A 24,628-nucleotide genomic window follows, 5' to 3' on the forward strand; every position below is an offset into this window, starting at 1 on the left:
AAACGCCCGGTTACATTCCGAACCCGGAAGCTAAGCCTTACAGCGCCGATGGTACTGCAGGGGGGACCCTGTGGGAGAGTAGGACGCCGCCGAACAAATTTTGAGAGAGAAATCCCCCGCACCTTCGGTGCGGGGGATTTCTGCGTTCAGGGCGTTTATGGTCTAGCCATGCGCTACGACCTCGTCATCTTCGACAACGACGGTGTTCTCGTCGACAGTGAGCCCCTTTCCAACCGGCTCCTGGCCGCCTATCTCACCGAGCTGGGGCACCCCACGTCGTACGAGGACTCCATCCGCGACTACATGGGAGCCGCCCTGCACCGCGTCCACGATCTCGTCCTCGAACGCACGGGACAGCGGCTGCCCGAGGAGTTCGACGAGGTGTTCCACCGGAGGGTGTTCGCCGGGTTCGAGCGGGAGCTGCAGCCGGTGGACGGCGTCACGGACGTGCTGGAAAAGCTGGCCGCGGATGGAGTGCCGTACTGCGTGGCCTCCTCCGGGAGCCATGAGCGGATCCGGGTGGGGCACCGGAAGACCGGTCTCGACCGGTGGTTCGACGACGGGCAGGTCTTCAGCTCGGAGGACGTCGGCCGGGGCAAGCCGGCGCCGGACCTCTTCCTGTACGCGGCCGCAGGCATGGGCGTACCGCCCGAGCGGTGCGTGGTCGTCGAGGACAGTCCGCTCGGCGTACGGGCGGCCGTGGCGGCGGGGATGGACGTGTACGGGTTCACGGCCATGACGCCCGCCGACAGGCTGAGCGGGGTGCGGGGACACTTCGCGGACATGCGGCAGCTGGTCGATCTGCTGAGCTGATCTTTCAATACTTGACCGGACCGCTACCGTGGCGGTCATGAGCGGCCGCGCACAGCTGATGTGGGACGAGGCAGTAACGGGCTACGACTTCGGCCCGGACCACCCGATGGACCCGGTCCGGCTCGCCCTGACCCGGAGCCTGGTCGGCGCCCTCGGTCTCGACCGGGAGGTGCGTGTCGCCGCGGCCGCGGCCGCCGGGGAGTCGACCCTGCGGCTCGTGCACCGCGAGGACTACGTGGCGGCGGTCAAGGCGGCCTCCGCCGATCCCCGGTCCGCCGACGGGTCCTACGGCCTGGGCACCGTGGACGATCCCGCCTTCGCCGGTATGCACGAGGCGTCCGCGCTGATCGCCGGGCAGTCGGTGGGAGCGGCGGAGGCGGTGTGGCGCGGGGACGCACTGCACGCGGTCAACTTCACAGGCGGGCTGCACCACGCCATGCCGGGTGCCGCGTCCGGGTTCTGCGTGTACAACGACGCGGCGCTGGCCATCGCGCGGCTGCTGGAACTGGGCGCCGAGCGGATCGCGTACGTGGACGTCGACGTGCACCACGGGGACGGGGTCCAGGCGGCGTTCTGGGAGGACCCCCGGGTGCTGACGATCTCCCTGCACGAGCACCCGCGGACGCTGTTCCCGCAGACCGGGTGGCCGGAGGAGACGGGAGCGGAGACCGCCGAGGGCTCGGCGGTCAACGTGGCGCTGCCGGCGGGCACCGGTGACGCGGGCTGGCTGCGGGCGTTCCACGCCGTCGTGCCCGAGGTCCTCGCCGGCTTCCGGCCGCAGGTCCTGGTGACCCAGCACGGGGCCGACACGCACATCGAGGACCCCCTGGCGCATCTGGCCGTGTCGCTGGACGCCCAGCGGGCCGTACAACTGGCCTGCCACGACCTGGCGCACGCGTACGCCGACGGGCGGTGGGTCGCCCTGGGCGGCGGCGGATACGCCGTGGTGGACGTCGTGCCGCGGTCCTGGACGCATCTCGTGGCCATCGCGGTGGGGCGGCCGGTCGAGCCGGCGACGGTGATCCCCGAGAGCTGGCGGCAGGAGGTCTACGCCCGTACGCGGCAGCCCGCGCCCCGGCGCATGACCGACGGCCGGTGGCCGGTCTCCTGGGCGGACTGGGAGGCCGGGTACGACCCGGCGGACCGGCTGGACCAGGCCGTGCTCGCGGCACGGCGTGCGGTGTTCCCGCTGCGGGGCCTGCTGGCCTAGGTCCGGGCGGACCCGGAGCCGCCTCACCGTACCGGCCCCGTAGCGCCGTGACGGCCTCCTCGTCGCGGCCGCTTAGGCCGACTGTGCGGTGTTTCCGCCGATCCGGGGTGGCCGCCGGGAGGCGTACGCCACCATCGGCCGTGTGTTGAGCACCGGAGCGCTGCGGGCCCATCTGCTGGCCGTGCGGCTCGCGGGAACCGTCGCCACGACGCGGGAGCAGAGCCTGCGCAGCTACCGGCTGTTCGAGGCCCGGGATCCCCGGGTGCTGATCGGGCTCAACCCCCGGCGGTCCTGGCGCCAGGCGGATCTGCTCCGCTTGATGGCAGAGAAGTGTGGAGTTTCGGACGATCCCTGCGTCACTTCTGGGCTGGATGTGATCGATCCGGAGCGGACATTGAGCGGGTTGCATGCCTTCGCCGAACGCCTCGCGGATGCCGCACGACGCGGGGCGCCGGTACTCCTCGGCACCGGGCACCCGCACCGTCTGCTCGGCTTCTACGGCGCGCTGGCAGACGCCTTGTCGGCGGCGGGATGTGAGGTTCTCACCCCGGCGACGGGTGAACGAGTCGACATAACGACCCGGTTCGGTCTACGCACGTACAACCTCGACTACGTACGAAGAGTCGCGCTGGTACGCGAACCCGGCGCGCGGAGCACGAGTTGTGAAACCGGCGCGCACACACATTCGCCGCTCCCGGTACGCACGGTTCTGGACGCCGTCGCGCAGCGGGGCGGACCGCTGCCGGAACTCGTCATCGGGGACCACGGATGGGTCTGCGGCGCAGGTCAGCTGGGGTTCGAGGCCATCGGTCTGGCGGATACGAACGATCCCGCGCTCTTCGTCGGACAGGCAGAGGGGCGGGTGTCCGTCGTCGTTCCGGTAGATGACGCTGTGCGATCTGATTACTACCGACCGCTGACCCGCTACGTACTCAATCGGGCGTGTCTGTCACAGTAAGCCGCCGATGCCATCCCCTCTTCCCCACTCGCATCACCCGCCCCTAGTCTGGGGAGTGAGCGCGCAACGACGAAGAGTCACCGGAAGGGGAAGCCGGTGGCCGTCGAGTGCGGAAGGTTCAGGTGTGTCATGGCTGCAGCTGGCGAGAGGCCTCTGAACGAGGTTCAGTTCCTGACCGTGGCGGAAGTCGCCTCGGTGATGCGAGTGTCGAAGATGACCGTGTACCGGCTGGTGCACAGCGGTCATCTGCCGGCGATCCGGGTGGGGAGGTCATTCCGAGTTCCGGAGCAAGCGGTTCACGAGTACCTCCGCGAGAGCTACGTGGGGGTGGAGACAGCCTGATGGTCATCGAAGGGGTCGAGGGGCTCCGGCCTGCCCCACGGGGTGCCGGTGAGCTCCTCGGCCCCCTCGATTACGAGCTCAGGGCTCGGGCGGGTAGGCTAGCCCCTCGTAGGTCGTATGGGCCCATGGCGCCCAGCACCGAGTGATGAGAAGTGAGCGAGGGTAGTCGTGGGCTCTGTTATCAAGAAGCGGCGCAAGCGGATGGCCAAGAAGAAGCACCGCAAGCTGCTCAAGCGCACCCGCGTTCAGCGTCGCAACAAGAAGTAAGGCACGCCCTGCGGGTGCCGGCCCCTGGGGACCGGCACCGTCACGGGGTACGCCCCGTCAGGGCGGTGTCCCGTGAGGGCTCGTCCCTCCCGGGTCGCCTTGCGCTTCTGCGAGAGCGCTGCAGCGCTGCGAAAAGCGCGCTCTGTGGCCCCTCACCGGTTCCGGTGAGGGGCCACAGTCGTCCTCCGGTGCCGCGACGCGCGCGGTGGGCCTCCGACCTGTGACCGTTCCACAACTGGCCGGGTCTGGTCGGACGTCGGGGTGCGCCGTCACTTCGGGCATCGGACGGTCATCACAGCGCAACAACAACCCGCTAACGTGGCCGCACACGGGGAACGCGGCAGAGTACGGGCAGAGGCACTCGGTGCCGTCCCGACGTCTGGAAGTGAGGCGCTGATCTTGGGCAAGGTCGTACTCGTGACCGGGGTGGCCCGTCAGCTGGGGGGCCGGTTCGTACGACGGATCCAGCGCGACCCCCAGGTCGAGCGGGTGATCGCCGTGGACGTGCTGCAGCCCGAGCACCACCTGGGCGGCGCGGACTTCGTGCAGGCGGACATAAGGCAGCCCACGATCGGGCGGGTGCTGGCCGAGCACGACGTGGACACCGTGGTGCACATGGACGTCACGGGGACCCCGCTGGGCAGCGGCAGCCGGGCCACGGTCAAGGAGACCAACGTCATCGGCACCATGCAGCTGCTGGGCGCCTGCCAGAAGTCCCCGGCCGTGAAGCGGCTGGTGGTGAAGTCCAGCACGAACGTGTACGGCTCGGCGCCGCGCGATCCGGCCGTGTTCACCGAGACCACCCCGCCCAAGTCGCTGCCGAGCGGCGGTTTCGCCAAGGACACCGTCGAGGTCGAGGGGTACGTGCGCGGGTTCGCGCGCCGCCGGCCCGACGTCGCCGTGTGCGTGCTGAGGTTCGCGAACATCCTCGGGCCGAGCGCGGACTCGCCGCTCGCCTCGTACTTCTCGATGCCGGTGCTGCCGACCGTGCTGGGCTACGACCCGCGGCTGCAGTTCGCGCACGAGGACGACGTCATAGAGGTGCTGCGGATCGCCTCGCACGAGCCCGAGCGCGGGACGCTCAACAGCGGGACGTTCAACGTGGCGGGGGACGGCGTGCTGCTGCTGTCGCAGTGCGCCCGGCGGCTCGGCCGGCCGACGGTGCCGCTGCTGATGCCGGCCATCAGCTGGCTGGGCTCGGCCGTGCGTACGCTGGGCGTGACGGACTTCTCGCCCGAGCAGTTGAGGCTGCTGACCCACGGACGCGTCGTGGCGACGAACCAGATGCGGGAGACGCTGGGCTACCAGCCGAAGTACACGACAGCGGAGACGTTCGCCGACTTCGTCCGCAGCCGCGGCCCGGGACTGCTGCCGCCGGAGGCCCTCGCCAGAGTCGTCGACCGGTTCGCCGCACTGCCCGCCCTGGGCGGAGGCCACCCCCCGACACAGAGCGCCAACTGAGGAGCGCATCAACCATGGCGGATGCCAAGGTCATTCCGTTCGACGACGACCGGTCGCGTGCCGGTGCACTGCAGCGCCCGTCACGCCGCCGGACCGCGGGGAACCGGCGCAAGGGCGAGCCCGCGGTGATCCGTGAGGTCCAGCCCCTGCCCAAGCGATCGCTCGGGCAGGATGATGTTTCCGTGACGCATGAGCAGCCGGAGCCGCCGAAGCGGCTCGACCAGCCGCGGGAGGGCGGCCTGGAGCGCCGTGTCGCCGGCGGGCTGGCCTTCCTGCGCAAGCGCCTCACGGGCGACTACGAGATCGATGACTTCGGGTACGACGCCGAGCTCACCGACCAGGTGCTGATGTCGCTGCTGCGGCCGATGTTCGAGAAGTACTTCCGGGTCGAGGTGAAGGGCATCGAGAACGTCCCCAGCGAAGGCGGGGCGCTGATCGTCGCCAACCACTCCGGAACGCTGCCGCTGGACGGCCTGATGATGCAGGTCGCCGTGCACGACCACCACCCGGCCGACCGTCACCTGCGGCTGCTCGCGGCCGACCTGGTGTTCGTGCTGCCGGTGGTGAACGAGCTGGCCCGCAAGCTCGGGCACACCCTCGCCTGCGGGGAGGACGCCGAGCGGCTGCTGGCGCAGGGGGAGCTGGTCGGGGTGATGCCGGAGGGCTTCAAGGGCGTCGGCAAGCCGTTCAGCGAGCGGTACAAGCTGCAGCGGTTCGGCCGCGGCGGCTTCGTGTCGACCGCGCTGCGCCAGGGTACGCCGATCATTCCGTGCTCGATCGTGGGCGCCGAGGAGATCTACCCGATGCTCGGCAACGCCAAGACGCTGGCGCGGCTGCTCGGCTTCCCGTACTTCCCGATCACCCCGACGTTCCCGTGGCTGGGTCCGCTGGGAGCGGTGCCGCTGCCGACGAAGTGGACCATCCAGTTCGGCGAGCCGATCCCGACGGACGGCTATCCTCCGGAGGCCGCCGACGACCCGATGCTGATGTTCAACCTGACGGACCAGGTCAGGGAGCAGATCCAGCACACGCTGTACAAGCTTCTGGTGCAGCGGCGGTCGGTGTTCTTCTGAGTTCTTCGGCGCGTGCATGCGTTCTTCGGCGCGTGTCCTCGTGTACGGCGCTGGGGGCGCCCCCTGCTCAGGGGGCGCCCCCAGCGCCGTACACGAGGATTGGGTCTACTCGGCGCCCCCGCCGTCGATGCCGAGGTCGGGCAGCAGGCCCGGGAGGAGTGGGGACAGGGTGACGTCCGGCTCTGCGGCCGGGCTGCTCCTGCCGGAGGACGGGGAGGAGTCGCCGGTGTCCTCCTGCGGGGGGTTCAGCAGGCCGCCCGTGTTGCCGCCGAGCAGGCCCTCGTCCTCGCGCTCACCGCCACCGGAGTCCGAGGCGGACGGCTTCGGAGGGTGGCTGCTGCGGCCGCTGTCCGGGGCACCGGAGTCGTCGACGCTGGGGGCCGGGCCGCCGGTGTGCTCCGTGGAGCCGGTGGAACCGGTGTCCGCGCCGTGCTGACGGCCGTCGCCGCTCCGGGCCGGGGACTCCGGCAGCAGTGACTGGAGCGGGGCCACCTCGTCGTCTATGGCCGCGAACACCGACGAGACCTGCTGACTCACGTCCCCGAGCTGCACGGGGAGCCTGTCGCGCAGTGCCCCCCAGGCGCCGCGGTGGGAGTCGGAGAAGGCGGAGAGGGTCTTGATGGGGTCCAGGGAGTCCGGGTCGCTCCGGTACGCCGCGCGGAGCAGGCGGTGGCCCTCCGACGCGTCGTGCTGCATGCCGTTCAGCGCGCGGCGGACCTCGCCGAGCGCCTCGTGGTCGAGGGAGCCACCGCGGTCGCGCTCCACGAGCCGGCGGGCCTCGGCGAGCCGAGTGGACGCCTGGTCGAGGTAGAGCCGGCCGCGGTCCGTGCCCTCGTCGTCGGTCATGCTCAGCCGGAAGTCCTCGATGCCGCGCTTGAGGCCGTACAGCGAGTCACCGGGGAGGGCGTCGGAGCTGGCGGCGGCGACACCGCCGAAGGCTCCCGCGGCCACACTGACGCTGAGCCCGCCCGCGGCGAGCCCCTTGCTCAGCCGGGAACGGGGTCGCAGCTTCCCCAGCGGTCCGGCCCGGTGCGCGCCCCGTACCCGGTGGATGCTTCCCTTCTGCGCGGGCACCGAACGGGCCGCCGCCTCGCCCCCGGCGGCCGTGCCCTCCTGCAGCATGGCCTCCATCGCGGCCACGAGCTGCGCCCGCTGCACGACCTTGACCTCGGGATCGAGCTCCGGCCGGGGCAGCTCGCCCAGGCCCGTCGCGAGGGCCAGCAGACGGCCCTGTTCGGTTCGCTCCGCGGCAGCCGGGGCCGGGGCCTCGGGCTGCTCGGCCGCCGTGCCCCGGTCGGACAGCTCCTCCAGAGCCTGGGCGAAGGCGTTCGCCCGCCGGTGCGCCGATACGTTCGCGATCACTGGCGGCACCTCCTCTCGTCGTGACGGTCGACTCCCCAGGGGTTCCTGAGGGTTGCACACCCCCGACCACTTGAACACGATCGAGTGATCGATGTCGGCCAAGGTGTGACCACAGGGAGCCTGCATCCCGCACAACGAGCGGCGCGGCACTTGGGTTACGGACGAAGCGTGAAGGAACCCGCGCGCCAACGGGCGCGTGCACTGCGTGAGTTGAACGTCGCCGAGCGTAGGCGACCGGCCCCGGTCGTGCCGGGGCCGGTGCGTGGTCCGGTGTCCCGGCGGCTCGCGCGCGGGGAGGAGGCGACGCTCAGCGGGCGTCTTCGGGGAGCAGCCGGGCGAGGGTGCGCACGGCGCGGTACTGCAGGGTCTTGATGGCGCCTTCGTTCTTGCCCATCACGCGGGCGGTCTCGGCGACGGAGAGGCCCTGCAGGAAGCGGAGGGTGACGCACTCCTGCTGCTGGGGGTTGAGGCGCCGGACGGCGTCGAGGAGCGCGGCGTTGGACAGGGACTCCAGGACGGAGTCCTCGGGGGAGCGCTCGACCTCGTTGGCGTCGAGCATCTCGCCGGTGGTGACCTCGAGCCGGAAGCGGCTGGACTTGAAGTGGTCGGCGACGAGGTTGCGGGCGATGGTGACCAGCCAGGCGCCGAAGTCGCGCCCCTGCCAGGTGAACGTCCCGATGCGGCGCAGAGCGCGCAGAAAGGTCTCGCTGGTGAGGTCCTCGGCGGTCGCCTTGCCTCCCACCCGGTAGTAGATGTAGCGGTAGACGGTGTCGCTGTACTGGTCGTACAGCCGCCCGAACGCGTCGGCCTCGCCGGCCTGGGCGCGCTCGACGAGCTCCATCATCCGCGCGCTGTCACTGTCCGCGGCGGGACGGCGGGCGGTGCCCGCCGAGCCGGGTCGGCCGCGTCTGGTGACGTCCCCGGACCGTCGGCCGGCAGTGACGGCGCTGCGCGCAGACCCCTGCTCGATGCCGTCGGCGAGCGCGTAGCACGGGCGGACGGGGGCAGCGGGAACGGCGAGCGCGGGGACGGCATACGCGGTGGGGACGAAGTCGCGCAACAGGTCCAGGACCCTTGCGCGCAGCGTAGCCAGGCCCGAGGCGTCAACCCCGACGTGTGGGTACACGGGACTCCCAGAGGCAGAGCTTCCATCACGTGCAGTGCGGGACCTTTCACTCGTCGTAGCGACGGTGGGGTTCCGGTTTGCGTCTGAGGAGAATAACGCTTCGTGCAGGCCCTGCTACACCCAGTTGCCCAATTCGCCGATTACGTCGCTTCTGTTATCGATCGACGCACGTTCAAGTGCCGGTTGGTGACTGGCTATTGATCGGATCAGGCCAAGTTGCGCTTCGCTCAGGGCGTGTTGTGCCCGTGTGCGGGAGAGGGTGAGGCGAGGGGCGGAGCGGCGACGCGGAGCGACGAACGCGCGTCCGGGAGGGCGGGACGTCCCGCCCTCCCGGACGCGCGTGGAAGGGTGCCGGCGCGGGAGGTCAGCGGCGGCGGCGGTGCAGGGCGATCGCCGCGGCCGTGCCGCCCGCCACCGCACCCACCCCGGCCGCCGCGGGCAGGCCGACCTTGGCCGCCTTGCGGGCCGTACGGTAGTCGCGCAGCCGCCAGTCGTACGCGCGCGCGTGCTTGCGCAGCTTGGCGTCCGGGTTGATCGCGTAGGGGTGCCCCACCAGGGAGAGCATCGGGATGTCGTTGTGCGAGTCGCTGTACGCCGCGCAGCGCGTCAGGTCCAGGCCCTCCGCCGCCGCCAGCGCGCGCACCGCCTCCGCCTTGGCCGGGCCGTGCAGCGGCTCGCCGACCAGCTTGCCCGTGTAGACGCCGGCGATCGACTCCGAGACCGTGCCGAGGGCTCCCGTCAGGCCCAGGCGGCGGGCGATCACCGTGGCGACCTCCACGGGCGCCGCCGTGACGAGCCACACCTTCTGGCCCGCGTCCAGGTGCGCCTGCGCCAGCGCGCGCGTGCCCGGCCAGATGCGCTCGGCCATGTACTCGTCGTAGATCTCCTCGCCGATGGTCATCAGCTCGGCCACCCGGTGGCCCTTGACGATCGACAGGGCGGAGTCGCGCGCGTCCTGCATGTGCTCGGGGTCCTCGATCCCGGCCAGCCGGAACCACGCCTGCTGCCAGGCGAACCGGGCGAGGTCGCGGGTCTCGAAGAACTTCCGCTTGTACAGGCCACGGCCGAAGTGGAACAGTGCGGCACCCTGCATGACGGTGTTGTCGAGGTCGAAGAAGGCGGCGGCCTTGTCGTCACCGTGGACCGGGAACTGCGGCTCGAGGTCGCCGGTGAGTTCATGGTCCTGCGATGTTTTGCGTGCTGCCTCCGCCGAGGCCTCGCCTGCCAATACGCTCCGCGCCGTGGCGGAGCGCCTACGAGGGGTGAGCCATCCGAGAGCGGCCATGCGGTGAGCATAGCCAGTCCGTTCAGTGCTTCCGGAGCTGAGAGGTTCGGAGGGTGTGAACACTCCGCGACCGTGTCGTTAAAGCCTTGCGCCGCACGGTGCGCCGGCGCGCGGACGGAGCAGGCTGCGGGCCCGGCGTGAGCCGGGGCGCGGGGGGTGCCCTGTGGACGGTGCGGCGCGAGAATGGCCGACATGAGCCCCATCTTCCGGCGCGCCGATCGCCGTACCTCGGAGAAAACCGCACCTCAGAGCACTCGCGAGCCGCGTGAGTCACAGCAGGCCCAAGAGGCTGGAGCGCATCACCTCGTCACTCTGATCGGCAAGCCCGGGTGCCATCTGTGCGCGGACGCCCAGGCGGTCATCGAAAGGGTGTGCGGGGAGCTCGGGGTCCCCTGGGAGAGCAAGGACATCACCCAGGACGAGGAGCTGCACCGTGCGTACTGGGAACAGATTCCGGTCGTTCTGGTGAACGGCGCGCAGCACACGTTCTGGCGCGTGAATGAACAACGTCTCCGCGCCGCCCTGACCGAGTAGTCCGACTGGCCCGGAAGGTCGCTTAGGATCGATGGTGAATTGATTCCGGGGGCGGGCATCGTTGAGGAGAGTGTGCGGTTTTGCCCCCAATATCTGAGGAACGGCGGGGCTCGTGCGCCGGTTCCCCGCAGAGGCGCCGGAAGTGCGTGAGCCCGGTCACGTTGGGCGGGCAAATCGGACACCATCTTTGTGCACGCGTTCACAAAGACATAGCCTGCTGTCGACGGGGCGGTCTGGGGACGTGTGACCGCCTGCAGCCCCGCTCTACCCGCAGGAGCACCGTGGCAACTGGCCGAACTCACCGACCGGCGACCCGTAGCCGAGGAATTCCCGAGGCCACCGTCGCCCGTCTTCCGCTGTACCTCCGCGCTCTGACCGCGCTCTCGGAGCGCTCGGTGCCCACCGTCTCCTCCGAGGAGCTGGCGGCCGCGGCCGGGGTGAACTCCGCGAAGCTGCGCAAGGACTTCTCGTACCTGGGCTCCTACGGGACGCGTGGGGTCGGTTACGACGTCGAGTATCTCGTGTACCAGATCTCCCGTGAACTGGGGCTCACCCAGGACTGGCCGGTTGTGATCGTCGGTATCGGCAACCTCGGCGCCGCGCTGGCCAACTACGGAGGGTTCGCGTCCCGTGGTTTCCGTGTCGCCGCCCTCATAGACGCCGATCCGGCGATGGCCGGGAAGCCCGTAGCGGGCATGCCCGTGCAGCACACGGACGACCTGGAATCGATCATCGAGGAGAACGGTGTGTCGATCGGTGTGATCGCCACGCCCGCCGGCGCCGCCCAGCAGGTCTGCGACCGGCTCGTGGCCGCCGGGGTCACCTCCATCCTGAACTTCGCGCCGACCGTGCTGTCCGTGCCGGACGGTGTCGACGTGCGCAAGGTCGACCTCTCCATCGAGCTGCAGATCCTCGCCTTCCACGAGCAGCGCAAGGCCGGCGAGGAGGCCGCGGGCGAGCCCGGCACCGTGCTGCAGGCGCCCAAGGAGACCGGGAAGGGACCCGACGGGGACGTACCCGCCGTGATGCCCGCATGAGTCTCCTCGTCGTCGGGCTGAGCCACCGCAGCGCCCCGGTCAGCGTCCTCGAACGGGCCGCGCTGTCCCAGGACGCCCAGGTCAAGCTGCTCCAGGACACGGTCGCCGCCGAGCCGGCCGCCGAGGCCGCCCTGCTCGCCACCTGCAACCGCATCGAGCTCTACGCCGACGTGGACAAGTTCCACGCCGGTGTCGCCGAGCTGTCCACGCTGCTCGCCCAGCACAGCGGGGTCGGCCTGGACGAGCTCACCCCCTACCTCTACGTGCACTACGAGGACCGCGCGGTCCACCACCTGTTCTCCGTGGCCTGCGGCCTGGACTCGATGGTGGTCGGCGAGGGCCAGATCCTCGGCCAGATCAAGGACTCCCTCGCCCGGGCGCAGGACATGCACACGGCGGGCCGGCTGCTGAACGACCTGTTCCAGCAGGGCCTCAGGGTCGGCAAGCGCGCCCACTCCGAGACCGGCATCGACCGCGCCGGCCAGTCCCTGGTCACCTTCGGCCTGGAGCAGCTCGCGGACGGCGCCGACGTCGGGACCTGGGCCCGGGGCAAGCGCGCCCTCGTCATCGGCGCGGGCTCCATGTCCTCGCTGGCCGCCGCGACGCTCGCGCGCGCGGGTGTCGCCGAGATCGTCATCGCCAACCGGACGTACGACCGTGCCGAGCGCCTCGCGCAGATCCTCACCGAAGCGGACGGAACGGACGTCGTCGCCCGCGCGGTCCGCATGGACGCGATCCACGACGAGCTGACACGTGCCGACGTGGCGGTCTCCTGCACGGGAGCGACGGGCCTGGTCCTGACGGCCGAGGCGGTCGCGGCGGCGGTCGAGGGCCGCGTCGGTGCGCCGGTCGCCGTCGAGCCGCCCGTCGCCTCCGACCCTGCGTCCGGTCGTACGGGCCGTACGGGCCGTACGGAGCAGTCCGCCGCCGTACGGACGACCGCGCGCGAGGAGACGCCGCTGCCGCCCGCCTCCGTCGGGACCGAGGAGGGCTGCCCCCTCGACCTGCCGGCCGCGCAGAGCGGTTTCTCCGTCCTCGGCGAGGGCGCGGTGGCCGGGATGGACGCGGCCACGCTGGAGCAGCACGCGACCTGGGTCGACAAGGGCAGCACCGTCGACCGGCCGGGGACCCGTCCCGCGTCCGGTGCCGCCGACGCCGAGCTGATCACCGCGCTCGCCGCGACCGCCTCCGTGACCGGCCGGGTGCCCGAGCGGCGCCGCCCCGAGCCCGCCCCCGCGGCGCCCCGGCCCGAGCCCGTGCTCGCGCTCCTCGACCTGGCGATGCCCCGTGACATCGACGCGGCCGCGCACCGGCTGACCGGGGTGCGGCTGGTCGACATCGAGTCGCTGGCGGAGGCCTCCGCCGACGCGCCCATGGCCGCCGACGTGGACCAGGTGCGGCGCATCGTCTCCGACGAGGTCGCCGCCTTCGGCGCCGCGCTGCGGGCCGCGCACATCACGCCCACCGTCGTGGCGCTGCGCAGCATGGCCGCCGAGGTCGTCGCGAGCGAGATCGCACGCCTCGAGGGCCGGCTGCCGGGGCTCGACGACAAGCACCGCGGCGAGATCGCGCAGACCGTGAAGCGCGTGGTCGACAAGCTGCTGCACGCGCCGACCGTACGGGTCAAGCAGCTCGCGGCCGAGCCCGGTGGCGCCGGGTACGCCGACGCGCTGCGGACCCTGTTCGACCTGGATCAGGAGACGGTCGCGGCCGTCTCGCGGGCCGATGAGACCGAGAACGACCGAAACGCCAGAACCGAGGGCGAGCAAGCATGAGTGACCAGCAGGCTTTGAGGCTCGGGACCAGGCGGAGCAAGCTCGCCATGGCGCAGTCCGGGCAGGTCGCGGAGGCGGTGCGCCGGGTCACCGGACGGCCCGTCGAACTGGTGGAGATCACCACGTACGGCGACACCTCCCGTGAGCACCTCGCGCAGATCGGCGGCACCGGTGTGTTCGTCACAGCGCTGCGCGACGCGCTGGTGCGCGGTGAGGTCGACTTCGCCGTGCACTCCCTGAAGGACCTGCCCACCGCGCAGCCCGCCGACCTGGCGCTGGCCGCGGTCCCGGTGCGCGAGGACCCGCGTGACGTGCTCGTCGCCCGCGACGGGCTGCGCTTCGAGGAGCTGCCCGACGGCGCCCGGGTCGGCACCGGCTCGCCGCGCCGCATGGCCCAGCTCAACGCGTACGCGCGCAGTCACGGCCGCACCATCGAGACGGTGCCGATCCGCGGGAACGTCGACACCCGCATCGGATACGTCCGCAAGGGCGAGCTGGACGCCGTCGTGCTCGCCGCCGCCGGGCTGAACCGGATCGGCCGCATCGACGAGGCGACCGACTTCCTGTCGGTCGACGTGGTTCTGCCCGCCCCCGGCCAGGGGGCCCTCGCGATCGAGTGTGCCGCGCACGACGCGGATCTCGTCGCCGCGCTCGCCGAGCTCGACGACCCGTACACGCGGGCCGCCGTGACCGCCGAGCGATCCCTTCTCGCCGCCCTGGAGGCAGGCTGCAGCGCACCCGTGGGCGCGCTCGCCGACCTTCCCCGAGCTCTCGACCCCGCTCGAGCAGGGGAGGCTCCCATGGCCGACGAGCAGATTGTCAAGGAAATGCGCCTGCGCGGCGTCGTCGGCACGACCGACGGCTCGACGCTGGTGCAGTTGTCCACCACCGGTCCCGTGCCCGGGACGCACGACCGGGCGATGGCACTCGGACGCGAACTCGCGGCCGAGATGCTCGCCAAGGGCGCGGCCGGTCTGATGGGGGAGCGAGCACATTGAGCCCCACCACCCTTCCCGCCGGTCCGGAACACGGGCACGTCACCTTCCTCGGTGCCGGACCCGGGGATCCGGGACTCCTCACCCTGCGCGCCGTCGAGGCGCTGGCCAACGCGGACGTCCTCGTGGGCGAGCACGAAGTGCTCGACGTGGTCCGCGCCCATGCCCGGGCAGGCGTTGCCGTCCTTGACACGGACGCCGGGCCGTCCTCGGACGCGTTCCCCGGCACGGGCACGCCGCAGCTCGCGGTAGTCGACGGTTCGTCAAAAACCGCTGCAGCCCCCGCTGCTGCCAGGGACGCGGCCAATCTTGTCATGGAGGCCGCGCGCGGCGGCAGGCGGGTCGTCCGTGCGGTGACCGGGGACCCCGGACTCGACACCTACGCGGCCGGCGAGATGCTCGCGTGCGCCGCCGCGGGCGTGCCGTTCGAGGTGGTGCCCGGCATCGCGTCCGCCGTCGGCGTGCCCGCGTACGCGGGTGTGCCGCTGCGGGACGCGCAGGGCGCGGACGTACGGTTCGTGGACGCCCGTACGGCCTCCGACCGCTGCTGGACCGAGGTCGGCGTCTCCGACGGCACCGTCGTCGTCTCCACGACGCTGGACTCCGTCGCGGCGGCGGCCGGTGAGCTGGTGTCGGCGGGCCGCAAGCCGGACACCCCGCTCACGGTCACGATCGCCGGTACGACGACCCGGCAGCGCACCTGGACCGCGACCCTCGGCAGCATCGCGCAGACGCTGAAGCAGGCGAAGGTGCTGCCCTCGCCGGACGGCGGGCGCCCGGTGATAGCCGTGGTCGGCGAGCGGTCCTCCGCCGCGCAGCGCGACCAGCTCTCGTGGTTCGAGTCCAAGCCGCTGTTCGGCTGGAAGGTGCTCGTCCCGCGGACGAAGGAGCAGGCGGCGTCGCTCTCCGACCAGCTGCGGTCCTACGGGGCCGTGCCGCACGAGGTCCCGACCATCGCCGTCGAGCCTCCGCGCACGCCCCAGCAGATGGAGCGCGCGGTCAAGGGCCTGGTGACGGGCCGCTACGAGTGGATCGCCTTCACCTCGGTGAACGCCGTCAAGGCCGTACGGGAGAAGTTCGAGGAGTACGGGCTCGACGCGCGCGCCTTCGCGGGCATCAAGGTCGCGGCGGTGGGCGAGCAGACGGCGAAGGCGCTGGTCGCCTTCGGCGTGAAGCCGGACCTGGTGCCGAGCGGCGAGCAGTCGGCCGCGGGCCTGCTGGAGGACTGGCCGCCGTACGACCCGGTCTTCGACCCGATCGACCGGGTGTTCCTGCCGCGCGCCGACATCGCCACGGAGACCCTGGTCGCCGGGCTGATCGAGTTGGGCTGGGAGGTCGACGACGTCACGGCGTACCGCACGGTGCGCGCGTCGCCGCCGCCGGCCGAGACGCGTGAGGCGATCAAGGGCGGCGGGTTCGACGCGGTGCTGTTCACCTCGTCGAGCACGGTGCGCAACCTGGTCGGCATCGCGGGCAAGCCGCACAACGTGACGGTGATCGCCTGTATCGGCCCGGCGACGGCCAAGACCGCCGAGGAGCACGGCCTGCGGGTCGACGTCATGGCTCCGGAGCCGTCGGTGCACAAGCTGGCGGAGGCGCTGGCGGACTTCGGCGCACGCCGGCGCGCGGCCGCGCTGGAGGCCGGGGACCCGGTGACGCGGCCGAGCGAGCGGCGGCCGGGGGCTCGGCGGAGGCGGACGACGACGACCTGATCGGTCCCTCGTACGCTGCCTGGTGGAACGACGGCTCAGGGGTGTCCCGGTGTTCGGGGCACCCCTGAGCCGTCGTCGTGGGGGTCGGCCCGGTCAGCCGGTGGGGTCGGGTTGTGCGGGGGCCTGGTACGAGGGGTCGGGTGGGCGCAGGGCTTCGGTGATGCCGGTGTCGAGGTGGGTGTCGTAGCCGGTGCGGAAGGCGGTCCGATAGGCGTCGTCACCGAGGAGATGGCGGGTGCGCGCCTCGCACGCCTGGCGGGCGGCGATGAGTTCGGGAATGCCCGCCTGAGGGCTGCCGAGGGTGTTCCAGATCTGGTCGGCGAGGCCGAGGAGCCGTGCGGTCTGTGCGGCGTCCCCGGCGGTGCCGGCGGCGGAGGCGAGCAGCTCGATGGTCACGGCGATGCCGAGGCTGTCATGCAGGCGGCGTTTGCCGTCCAGGGCGTTGCGGGCGTGGGCCATGGCCTCCTCCGCCCGTCCCAGGGCCAGCGTGGCGAGGGCATGGATGTAGTCGCTCCAGGCGCGGACATGGACCTCGCCGCGCCGGACGCACTCGGCGCGCAGTTCCGTGGCGATCACCTCGGCGTCGTCGAACTGTCCGAGGTTGACGCGGACGAAGGCCGAGCTGGCCTGCAACTGGAACCACATCGCGGCGTACCGCCCGGTGCCGGGCCGAGTGCGCGGCGTCGCGTCGTACACCTCGGCCGCCTGCGCGTGCCGGCCGCACTCCGCGTGACCGACGCCCTCCAGGAAGGCGGCGGCGAACACGGAGGTGTCGTCGGTGTCCCCGGCCACGGCCTCGCGGAACTCGGCGGCGAGGCGGAGACAGGCCAGTCCGTCGCCCTGGACGACGGCGACCAGACCGCGGGCCAGCAGGGCCTTGGCGCGGGCCGGCCCGGAGCCCGGGGCCAGGGCCAGGGCCCGGTCCAGATAGTGACGGCCCTCGTTGGAGAAACCACGGGCGTACCAGAAGAACCACAGCGCCCCGCCCAGCTCCTGCGCGGCGTGCCCGTCTTCCTCGGCGAGGCAGCAGTCGAGTGCGGCCCGCAGGTTGGCGAACTCCTCGACCGTCCGGTCGTGCCAGGCGACCTGACCGGGCCCGGACCAGGCGGCGTCGGCGGTGCGGGACAGGTCCAGGAAGTGGGCACGGTGGCGAAGGCGCACCACCCGCTCCTCGTCCAGGCCGCGCAGCCAGTGGGCGCCGTACTCGCGGATGGTGTCGAGCATCCGGTACCGCTCCTGGGCCCCGGTCGGCTCCCAGACCAGGATCGACTTCTCCACGAGCGCCCCGAGCAGGGCCGGTACCTCCTGGCCGGGCAGCAGCTTGTCAGCGCAGACCTGCCGGGCCGCCTCCGTGTCGAAGGTGCCGGCGAACACCGACAGCCGCGCCCACAGCAACCGCTCGGCCGGGGTGCACAGCTGGTGGCTCCAGCCGATCGCGGTGCGCAGCGCCTGGTGCCAGGGCGGGTCGGCGTCGTAGTCCGGGCCGTCGGTGGTGCCGAGGATCGCGTAGCGGTCGTCCAGGCGCCGGTTCAGCTCGGTCACCGGCATCTCGCGCAGCCGGGCCGCGGCCAGCTCCAGGGCGAGGGGCAGCCCTTCCAGGCGGCGGCACAGGGCGGCCAGTTCGGTGCGGTTGGTGTCGGTGACGGTGAAGCCGGGTACGGCCTGCGCGGCCCGGTCGGCCAGCAGCACCACCGCGTCCGCCGCCTCGTCCTCGTCGGTCCCGGGCACCGGCAGCGGATCGAGGGTGAGCACCTCCTCGGCGGCGGGCAGGCCGAGCGGGCGGCGGCTGGTGGCCAGGATCCGCAGGCCCGGGGCGATCGTCAGCAGCGTCGCCGCCATCTCCCGGCAGTCCTCGACGAGGTGCTCGCAGGTGTCCCACACCAGCAGTGCCTGTCGCCCGGCCAGGTACTCGGCGACCACCTCCAGCATCGGGCGGGTGGTCTGGTCGGCCAGCGGCAGTGCCTCGGCGATGGCGTACGGCAGCGCGTCCCTGCCCGCGCCGATCGGGGACAGTTCCACCCACCAGGCCCCGTCCGCGAAGCCCGGTTGCAGTTCGTCCGCGACCCGCCGGGCCAGCCGGGTCTTGCCCACCCCGCCCACTCCGGTCACGGTCACCAGCCGGTGCTCCCCGCACGCCCGTCTCACCTGCGCCAGCTCTGCCCGCCGCCCCACCAGGCGATTGCTCTCCTCCGGCAGGTTGCCCACCCGCCGCTCCGCCACCACCGCGACCGTCCCCTTTCCCGCTCCCGCCCGCGCTTCCTCGCGCGTGGTGACTCGGTGCTAGCAGCGCGCCGGACCCGCCCGCAGCACTTCGGCCGCTTCGCCCGCGGCCCGCCACCGGAAGTGAGAAAGTGCCCTGCGTCTTCTTGCTCGGCGCAGGCGGTCGACGACCTGATCGGCGGAGACAGCAGTACATCGCCGTGGGTTCCGGCCTGATCAGCCGGTGGCGCCGGGCTGTGCGGGGGTGTGGGGTGCCGGGTCGGGCGGGACGAGGGCCTCGGCGATGCCGGTGTCCAGGTCGGTGGCGTGGCCGGTGTCGAACGCGAGCCGGTAGCCGTGGTCGCCGAGGGCGGTCCGGGCCTGTCGTTCGCACGCCTGGCGGGCGGCCACCCACTGGGGCTGGCCCATCTGCGGCGCCCCCAGGGTGTCCCAGACCTGATGGGCCAGGCCGAGCAGCCAGGCCGCGCGCTCGGCCTGCCCGGCGGCGCCGGTGGCCACGGCGAGCGTGTCCATGAGCAGACCGATCCCCATGCGGTCGTGGAGCCGGTGCTTGATCCGCAACGCCTCCCGGGCGTGGTGCTGCGCCGCGTCGGGCCGGCCGAGCGCCAGTTCGGCCTGGGCCTGGAAGTAGTCACCGAACGCGCGTGTCCATCGCTCGCCGTGCCGGTCGCACAGCGTGCGCAGCCGCTCGAGGTGGAGCAGCGCCTTCGCGGGCTCTCCCGCGGAGATGAGAGCGTGGCTACGGACCTGCAGGCCGAAGAGCGGGGCCAGGGTGAGTACGTCGTCCTTCTGCGGCAGGGCGAAGATGCGGTCGGCCACGGCCTCCATGGCCGCCAGGTCACCCCGCAGGGCCACGGCGCACACGAAGGCCCCCAGGGCGGGATCGAGGGCGTCGTCGCCCTGCTGTTCGGCGGCAGCCAGCCCTTCCTCGCTGCGGGCGGCGGCGGACTCCGCGTCGCCGAGGCCGACCGCGGCAAGCCCCGCGGCCCACAGGGCCTGGGTGCGCGCCCCGCTCGGTGCGATGTCCGCGGCCAGGGCGCGGTCCAGGTAGTGCCGGCCCTCCCGGGCGAACCCGCAGGCGTACCAGAAGAACCACAGGGCGCCGGCCAGCTCCAGCGCGGCGTGCCCGGCCGGCTCGGCCAGGCAGAACTCCAGTGCGGCGCGCAGGTTGTCGTGCTCGTCGGCCATGCGGTCGTACCAGGCGAACTGATGCGGCCCCAGCCAGGCGGCGTCCCCCGCGCGGGCCAGCGTGAGGAAGTACGCCCGGTGCCGGCACCGCAGCGCTGCCTCCTCGCCCAGCTCGTGCAGCCAGAACGTGCCGAACTCCCGGATGGTGTCCAGCATCCGGTACCGCTCGCCGCCCCCTGTCGGCACCCAGGTCAGGATGGACTTGTCCGCCAGCGCGCCCAGCAGCGCCGGCACCTCTTCCCCGGGCAGCCGCGCGTCGGCGCAGACCTGCCGGGCCGCCTCCGCGTCGAAGCTGCCGGCGAACACCGACAGCCGCGCCCACAGCAACCGCTCGGCCGGGGTGCACAGCTCATGGCTCCAGCCGATCGCGGTACGCAGCGCCTGGTGCCAGCGCGGACGGACGCCGTAGGTCCCGCCGTCGGTGGTGCCGAGGACCGCGTAGCGGTCGGCCAGCCGCTTGTTCAGCTCGGTCACCGGCATCTCGCGCAGCCGCGCCGCGGCCAGCTCCAACGCCAGCGGCAGCCCCTCCAGACGGCGGCACAGGGCGGCCAGCTCGGCGCGGTTGGCGTCGGTGACGGCGAAGCCGGGCACGGCCTGTGCGGCCCGGTCGGCCAGCAGCACCACCGCGTCCGCCGCACCGTCGTCGTCGGTCCCGGGCACCGGGAGCGGATCGAGGGTGAGCACCTCCTCGGCGGGCAGGCCGAGCGGGCGGCGGCTGGTGGCCAGGATGCGCAGGCCCGGGGCCGCGGCCAGCAGCGTCTCCGCCGCCTCCCGGCAGTCCTCGACCAGGTGCTCGCAGGTGTTCCACACCAGCAGCGCCTCCCGCCCGGCCAGGTACTCGGCGATCACCTCCAGCATGGGCCGGGTGCTCTGGTCGGCCAGCGGCAGCACTTCGGCGACCGCGTACGGCAGCGCCTCCATGCCCGCACTGAGCGGGGACAGCTCCATCCACCACGCTCCGTCCCCGAAGCCCGGCTGGAGCTCGTCCGCCGCCCGCCGGGCCAGCCGGGTCTTGCCGACCCCGCCCACTCCGGTCACCGTCACCAGCCGGTGCCGCCTGCACGCCCGCGTCACCTGCGCCAGTTCCGCCCGCCGCCCCACCAGACGATTGCTCTCCTCCGGCAGGTTGCCCACCCGTCGCTCCGCCGCCACCGTGACCGTCCCCTTTCCCGCTCCCGCCGCGCTTCCTCGCGCGCGGTGACTCGGTGCTAGCAGCGCGCCGGGCCCGCCCGCAGCACTTCGGCCGCTTCGCCCACGGACCGCCACCGCGAGTGAGATAGTGCTGCGCGCCTCCTTGCTCACAAGCCGGGGCGAGCCGTGTTCATTACAGGAAGGGGTGCGGTGCACGCGGACGGCGCCCGATCGCTGCCGATGCTGATGGCCGAGGCTCGTCTCGCCCTGGCTGTCCGCGTCCGCCCCGCCGGCGGGGTCCGGGTGGGCGGCGATGTGCACGACGCCGTCATGACACCGGCCGGACCCCGGCTCCTCATCGGCGACGTCAGGGGCCACGGCCCCGCCGCCGCCCCGCTGGCCGCCGTCGTCCTGGCCGCCTTCCGGGACATCGCGGCCACCGAGGAGGACCCCGTCCGCCTCGTCCGCGCCCTCGATGCCCGCATCCGCCCCCACCTGGGCGAGGAGGACTTCGTCACCCTCCTCCTCGCCGACCTCCGCCCCAACGAGGTCCGCCTGGTCAACTGCGGCCACCCACCGCCCCTGCGCATCGACGAATGTCTCGTGCCGCTCGCCCCGCCCCTCCCCTGCCCGCCCCTGGGCCTGGACCCGGAACCCCAGGTCCAGCGCGCCAAGGTCCTTCCCCACCAGCGCCTGCTGCTCCACACCGACGGCCTCACCGATGCCCGCGCCGCCGACGACACCTTCTTCTCCCTCGACGAGCACGCCCTCGGCGCCCTGCTCGCGCCCACCCTCGACGAGGCCCTCGACCGCCTCCTGGACCTCCTTCAGCGGCACATCGGAAGCGCCGCCCCGACCGACGACCTCACCCTGATGCTCCTACAGCCGGCCCCCGGCACCCACCTCTCACCACCCTGACGGTTCACGTCGGCAGGGGTGGCCCCGCGGCCACGGCCTCCTCGACGGGTTGAGCCGGCTTCACGGCGAGGCCGGGCCCTCGCCCGTCGGGATGTTCCGGGCGGGCCGGGGTCAGCCGGAGGGGCAGCGGTGCGTCGCCGTGGGTTCCTGGCTGGTCAGCCGGTGGGTCCGGGCTGTGCGGGGGCGTGGTGCGAGGGGCCGGACGGGCGCAGGGCTTCGGCGATGCCGGCGTCCGGGTCGGTGTGGTAGCCGCCATGGAAGGCGGCCTTGTAGGCGTCGTCGCCGAGGAGGCGGCGCGCTTCCGCCTCGCACGCGCGCCGGGCCGCGACGAGTTCGGGCATACCCATCTGAGGGGTGCCGAGGGTGCGCCAGATCCGCTCGGCGACGCCGAGGAACCGGGCGGCCTGTGCGGCGTTCCGGGCCGCGACGGCCGCGGAGGCGAGCAGGTCGACGGCCATGGCGATACCGAGACTGTCGCGGAGGCGGCGCTTGCCGTCGAGGGCGGTGCGGGCATGGGTGGCGGCCTCCTCGGCCCGGCCCAGTCCCAGCGCGGCGAGGGCGCGCATGTAGTCGCCCCAGGCGCGGGCCCAGGTCTCACCGCGCCGACCGCATTCGGCACACAGATCGTCGGCGACGGCCAAGGCGTCGGCGAACTGCCCGAGGTGGACGTGGACGAAGGCCCGTGCGGCGCGTGCCAGGAACCACGCCGCGTCGTAGCGCCCGCGGCACGGCCGGGTGTGCGCCGATACGTCGAGTACCTCGGCGGCCCGCGTCTGGTGACCGCTGACGGTGAGACTGCCGCCCTCCAGATAGGCGGCGGCGAGAGGGGCGGTACGGTCGGTGTCGTCGGCCACGGCGGCTCGGAAGGCGGTGGCGAAACGGCTGCTGGTCTCCGTGTCGCCCTGGGCGATGGCGGCGATGCCGCAGGCCCACAGGGCCTTGGCCCGAGTCGGCCCGGGGGCCGGGTCCAGGGCCAGGGCCCGGTCCAGGTAGTGGCGGCCGTCCCGGGCGAAGCCGCAGGCGAACCAGAAGAACCACAGCACGCCGCCCATCTCCAGCGCGGTCCCTCCGTCGCCCTCGGCGAGGCAGAAGTCCAGCGCGGCGCGCAGGTTGGCGTGCTCGGCGGTCATCCCGTCGTACAGGGCCGCCTGGCCGGGGCCGATCCAGGCGGCGTCGGCGGCGCGGGCCAGGACCAGGTAGTGGTCGCGGTGCCGACGGCGCACGGTCCGCTCCTCGCCCAGCTCGTGCAGCCAGAAGGCGCCGTATTCACGGAGGGTGTCCAGCATCCGGTACCGCTCCCCGGCCCCGGTGGGCGTCCACTCCAGGATCGAGTCCTGCACCAGCGCCGCTACGAGGTGCGGGACCTGGGCGATGGGCAGGCGCTCGTCGGCCAGCACCCGGCGGGCCGCCTCCATGTCGAAGGAACCGGCGAACACCGACAGCCGCGCCCAGGCGAGCCGTTCGGCCGGGGTGCACAGCTGGTGGCTCCAGCCGATGGCGGTGCGCAGTGCCTGGTGCCATGGGGGTCCCTCCCTGCTCGAGCGGAGCCGAGAGCTTGGGGGAGGATCGGCGTCGCAGTCCGCGCCGTCGGTGTCGCCGAGGGTGGTGTAGCGGTCGGCCAGGCGCTGGTTCAGCTCGGCCGGCGGCATCTCGCGCAGGCGGGCCGCGGCCAGCTCCAACGCCAGCGGCAGCCCCTCCAGACGGCGGCACAGCGCCGCCAGCTCGCCCCGGTTGGCGTCGGTGACCGCGAATCCGGGGACCGCCTCGGCCGCCCGCTCGGTCAGCAGCACCACCGCGTCGTTGCCCTCGGCCGCCGCATCGTCGGCCTCGGGCACCGGGAGCGGCTCCAGGGTGACCACCTCCTCGGCGGGCAGGCCGAGCGGGCGGCGGCTGGTGGCCAGGATGCGCAGGCCCGGGGCCGCGGCCAGCAGCGTCTCCGCCGTCTCCCGGCAGTCCTCGACCAGGTGCTCGCAGGTGTCCCACACCAGCAGCAGGTCGCGGCCGGCCAGGTACTCGGCGACCACCTCCAGCATGGGCCGGGTGGTCTGGTCGGCCAGGGGCAGCGCCTCGGCGATCGCGTACGGCAGCGCCCCTCTGCCCGCACTGAGAGGAGACAGCTCCACCCACCACGCTCCGTCCGCGAAGCCCGGCTGCACCTCGCCCGCGACCCGCCGGGCCAGCCGGGTCTTGCCCACTCCGCCCACGCCCGTCACCGTCACCAGCCGCGACCGCCGGAACGTCTGCCCCACCTGGGCCAGCTCCGCCCGCCGCCCCACCAGACGGACCGTCTCCCTTGGCAGGTTCCCCACCCGCCGCTCTTCCGCCACTGCGAACTCCTCCTCGTCCCGACGCGGCTTCTGTCCGCGGGTGAGTCGGTGCTAGCAGCACATCGGGCCCGCCCGCAGAACTTCGGCCGCTTCGCCCACGGCCCGCCGCCGGAGGTGAGAAAGTGCTCCACACCTTTCCGCCCGCAGGGACAGGAGGGGAGTCTGGTCAGCTCGGGGAGGGGTGTGGTGCACGCGGACCGTGCCCGGCCGCTGCCGGCACTGATCGCCGAGGCATCCCTCGCCCTGGCCGTCCGCTCCCGCCCCGCCGACGGCGCGCGGCTCGGCGGCGACCTGCACGACGCCGTGCTCACCCCGACCGGACCCCGTCTGATCCTCGGCGACGTCAGGGGCCACGGCCCCGCCGCCTACCCGCTGGCCGCCGCCGTCCTGGCCGCCTTCCGGGACATCGCGGCCACCGAGGAGGACCTCGTCCGTCTCGCCCGCGCCCTCGATGCCCGCCTCCGCCCCCACCTGGGTGAGGAGGACTTCGTCACCCTCCTCATCGCCGATCTCCTTCCCGACGAGATCCGCCTGGTCAACTGCGGTCATCCACCGCCCCTGCGCATCGACCACCGCCTCGCCCGCCTCGCCCCGCCCCAGCCCTCCCCGCCCCTGGGCCTGGACCCGGAACCCCAGGTCCAGCGCGCCAAAGTCCTCCCCCATCAGCGCCTGCTGCTCCACACCGACGGCCTCACCGACGCCCGTGCCGCCGACGGCACCTTCTTCCCTCTCGACCGGCGCGCCCGCGCCGCTCTGCGCGCCCCCACCCTCGATCAGGCCCTCGACCGTCTCCTGGACCTCCTCCACCGGCACACCGGAGACGCTGTCCCGGCCGACGACCTCACCCTGATGCTTCTCCAGCCGGCCGCCGACACGGACCTTCCACCACTCTGA

At 72.7% G+C, this 24,628-nt stretch carries 20 protein-coding genes and 1 rRNA gene; 15 read left to right on the forward strand and 6 right to left on the reverse strand.

The features are described from left to right. The 8 genes from rrf to IEZ04_RS17030 all read left to right on the forward strand — a co-directional run. A 5S ribosomal RNA gene (gene rrf / locus IEZ04_RS16995) occupies positions 1 to 95 on the forward strand; the annotation flags it as partial. A 73-nt stretch (positions 96 to 168) separates the two neighbouring features. Next, the gene (locus IEZ04_RS17000) at positions 169 to 813 is read left to right on the forward strand and encodes an HAD family hydrolase (RefSeq protein ID WP_189217731.1); all 645 of its coding nucleotides are present in this window, start codon (positions 169 to 171) and stop codon (positions 811 to 813) included. A gap of 37 nt (positions 814 to 850) precedes the next feature. Continuing rightward, positions 851 to 2,023, forward strand: a complete 1,173-nt coding sequence (locus tag IEZ04_RS17005) for an acetoin utilization protein AcuC (protein WP_189217732.1) — start codon at positions 851 to 853, stop codon at positions 2,021 to 2,023. Positions 2,024 to 2,165: 142 nt separating this feature from the next. Beyond that, the gene (locus tag IEZ04_RS17010) at positions 2,166 to 2,981 is read left to right on the forward strand and encodes a phosphatase (RefSeq protein WP_189217733.1); all 816 of its coding nucleotides are present in this window, start codon (positions 2,166 to 2,168) and stop codon (positions 2,979 to 2,981) included. Positions 2,982 to 3,110: 129 nt separating this feature from the next. Next, positions 3,111 to 3,323 (forward strand): helix-turn-helix domain-containing protein, encoded by a 213-nt coding sequence (locus tag IEZ04_RS17015; protein WP_004984898.1) that lies wholly within the window; start codon positions 3,111 to 3,113, stop codon positions 3,321 to 3,323. Between the two features lie 168 nt (positions 3,324 to 3,491). Next, positions 3,492 to 3,590 (forward strand): 30S ribosomal protein bS22, encoded by a 99-nt coding sequence (locus tag IEZ04_RS17020; RefSeq protein WP_003948845.1) that lies wholly within the window; start codon positions 3,492 to 3,494, stop codon positions 3,588 to 3,590. 399 nt (positions 3,591 to 3,989) lie between these two features. Further along, positions 3,990 to 5,051 carry an NAD-dependent epimerase/dehydratase family protein gene (locus IEZ04_RS17025; RefSeq protein ID WP_189217734.1) on the forward strand — a complete coding sequence of 354 codons (1,062 nt, stop codon included), beginning with the start codon at positions 3,990 to 3,992 and terminating at the stop codon, positions 5,049 to 5,051. 14 nt (positions 5,052 to 5,065) lie between these two features. Beyond that, positions 5,066 to 6,124: a lysophospholipid acyltransferase family protein gene (locus IEZ04_RS17030; protein ID WP_189217735.1), complete on the forward strand. Its 1,059-nt coding sequence runs from the start codon at positions 5,066 to 5,068 to the stop codon at positions 6,122 to 6,124. A gap of 105 nt (positions 6,125 to 6,229) precedes the next feature. Here the strand turns inward: IEZ04_RS17030 and IEZ04_RS17035 are convergent, their stop codons facing one another. The 3 genes from IEZ04_RS17035 to IEZ04_RS17045 all read right to left on the reverse strand — a co-directional run bounded on the left by IEZ04_RS17035 (position 6,230) and on the right by IEZ04_RS17045 (position 9,897). Beyond that, positions 6,230 to 7,486, reverse strand: a complete 1,257-nt coding sequence (locus tag IEZ04_RS17035; RefSeq protein ID WP_189217736.1) for a DUF5667 domain-containing protein — start codon at positions 7,484 to 7,486, stop codon at positions 6,230 to 6,232. A 307-nt stretch (positions 7,487 to 7,793) separates the two neighbouring features. Beyond that, complete coding sequence (locus IEZ04_RS17040) at positions 7,794 to 8,612, reverse strand: ECF subfamily RNA polymerase sigma factor, BldN family (protein WP_189217737.1); 819 nt, start codon at positions 8,610 to 8,612, stop codon at positions 7,794 to 7,796. Positions 8,613 to 8,976: 364 nt separating this feature from the next. Beyond that, on the reverse strand, positions 8,977 to 9,897 hold the full coding sequence (locus tag IEZ04_RS17045) for an HAD family hydrolase (protein WP_189217738.1): 921 nt from the start codon (positions 9,895 to 9,897) through the stop codon (positions 8,977 to 8,979). A 192-nt stretch (positions 9,898 to 10,089) separates the two neighbouring features. Between IEZ04_RS17045 and IEZ04_RS17050 the strand changes: the two genes are divergently transcribed. The 5 genes from IEZ04_RS17050 (at position 10,090) to IEZ04_RS17070 (ending at position 15,950) form a co-directional block, all read left to right on the forward strand. Then, a complete protein-coding gene (locus IEZ04_RS17050; RefSeq protein ID WP_308429810.1) occupies positions 10,090 to 10,431 on the forward strand; it encodes a glutaredoxin family protein in 342 nt (113 codons plus the stop codon). Between the two features lie 281 nt (positions 10,432 to 10,712). After that, on the forward strand, positions 10,713 to 11,468 hold the full coding sequence (locus IEZ04_RS17055) for a redox-sensing transcriptional repressor Rex (protein ID WP_189217740.1): 756 nt from the start codon (positions 10,713 to 10,715) through the stop codon (positions 11,466 to 11,468). Next, a complete protein-coding gene (locus IEZ04_RS17060; RefSeq protein ID WP_189217741.1) occupies positions 11,465 to 13,243 on the forward strand; it encodes a glutamyl-tRNA reductase in 1,779 nt (592 codons plus the stop codon). Before IEZ04_RS17055 ends, IEZ04_RS17060 begins: the two co-directional genes overlap by 4 nt. Continuing rightward, positions 13,240 to 14,241, forward strand: a complete 1,002-nt coding sequence (gene hemC / locus IEZ04_RS17065; RefSeq protein WP_189217742.1) for a hydroxymethylbilane synthase — start codon at positions 13,240 to 13,242, stop codon at positions 14,239 to 14,241. Before IEZ04_RS17060 ends, hemC begins: the two co-directional genes overlap by 4 nt. Beyond that, positions 14,238 to 15,950: a bifunctional uroporphyrinogen-III C-methyltransferase/uroporphyrinogen-III synthase gene (locus IEZ04_RS17070; protein WP_189217743.1), complete on the forward strand. Its 1,713-nt coding sequence runs from the start codon at positions 14,238 to 14,240 to the stop codon at positions 15,948 to 15,950. The genes hemC and IEZ04_RS17070 overlap by 4 nt, the downstream gene beginning before the upstream one ends. 93 nt (positions 15,951 to 16,043) lie before the next feature. Here the strand turns inward: IEZ04_RS17070 and IEZ04_RS17075 are convergent, their stop codons facing one another. Both IEZ04_RS17075 and IEZ04_RS17080 read right to left on the reverse strand, forming a co-directional pair. After that, entirely contained in the window at positions 16,044 to 18,170 is a 2,127-nt protein-coding gene (locus tag IEZ04_RS17075; RefSeq protein ID WP_189217744.1) for an ATP-binding protein, read from the reverse strand. A 216-nt stretch (positions 18,171 to 18,386) separates the two neighbouring features. Continuing rightward, positions 18,387 to 20,492 (reverse strand): ATP-binding protein, encoded by a 2,106-nt coding sequence (locus IEZ04_RS17080; RefSeq protein ID WP_229821089.1) that lies wholly within the window; start codon positions 20,490 to 20,492, stop codon positions 18,387 to 18,389. 207 nt (positions 20,493 to 20,699) lie between these two features. Here IEZ04_RS17080 and IEZ04_RS17085 point away from each other — a divergent pair, with 207 nt between their 5' ends. Next, positions 20,700 to 21,407, forward strand: coding sequence for a PP2C family protein-serine/threonine phosphatase (locus IEZ04_RS17085; protein ID WP_189217746.1), 708 nt, complete (start codon positions 20,700 to 20,702; stop codon positions 21,405 to 21,407). A gap of 155 nt (positions 21,408 to 21,562) precedes the next feature. Here IEZ04_RS17085 and IEZ04_RS17090 read toward each other — a convergent pair whose 3' ends face one another. Continuing rightward, complete coding sequence (locus IEZ04_RS17090) at positions 21,563 to 23,734, reverse strand: ATP-binding protein (protein WP_229821090.1); 2,172 nt, start codon at positions 23,732 to 23,734, stop codon at positions 21,563 to 21,565. A gap of 186 nt (positions 23,735 to 23,920) precedes the next feature. Here IEZ04_RS17090 and IEZ04_RS17095 point away from each other — a divergent pair, with 186 nt between their 5' ends. Further along, positions 23,921 to 24,628 carry a PP2C family protein-serine/threonine phosphatase gene (locus IEZ04_RS17095; protein ID WP_189217748.1) on the forward strand — a complete coding sequence of 236 codons (708 nt, stop codon included), beginning with the start codon at positions 23,921 to 23,923 and terminating at the stop codon, positions 24,626 to 24,628.

It is taken from the genome of Streptomyces ruber, from assembly GCF_014648075.1.
GTDB classification, from domain to species: Bacteria; Actinomycetota; Actinomycetes; order Streptomycetales; family Streptomycetaceae; genus Streptomyces; species Streptomyces ruber.

Excerpts from the sequence above, each read along its gene's own strand:
- IEZ04_RS17000 (WP_189217731.1), top strand. The coding sequence starts at position 169 with ATGCGCTACGACCTCGTCATCTTCGACAACGACGGTGTTCTCGTCGAC.
- IEZ04_RS17005 (WP_189217732.1), top strand. The coding sequence starts at position 851 with ATGAGCGGCCGCGCACAGCTGATGTGGGACGAGGCAGTAACGGGCTAC.
- IEZ04_RS17015 (WP_004984898.1), top strand. The coding sequence starts at position 3,111 with ATGGCTGCAGCTGGCGAGAGGCCTCTGAACGAGGTTCAGTTCCTGACC.
- IEZ04_RS17030 (WP_189217735.1), top strand. The coding sequence starts at position 5,066 with ATGGCGGATGCCAAGGTCATTCCGTTCGACGACGACCGGTCGCGTGCC.
- IEZ04_RS17045 (WP_189217738.1), bottom strand. The coding sequence starts at position 9,897 with ATGGCCGCTCTCGGATGGCTCACCCCTCGTAGGCGCTCCGCCACGGCG.
- IEZ04_RS17050 (WP_308429810.1), top strand. The coding sequence starts at position 10,090 with ATGAGCCCCATCTTCCGGCGCGCCGATCGCCGTACCTCGGAGAAAACC.
- IEZ04_RS17060 (WP_189217741.1), top strand. The coding sequence starts at position 11,465 with ATGAGTCTCCTCGTCGTCGGGCTGAGCCACCGCAGCGCCCCGGTCAGC.
- hemC (WP_189217742.1), top strand. The coding sequence starts at position 13,240 with ATGAGTGACCAGCAGGCTTTGAGGCTCGGGACCAGGCGGAGCAAGCTC.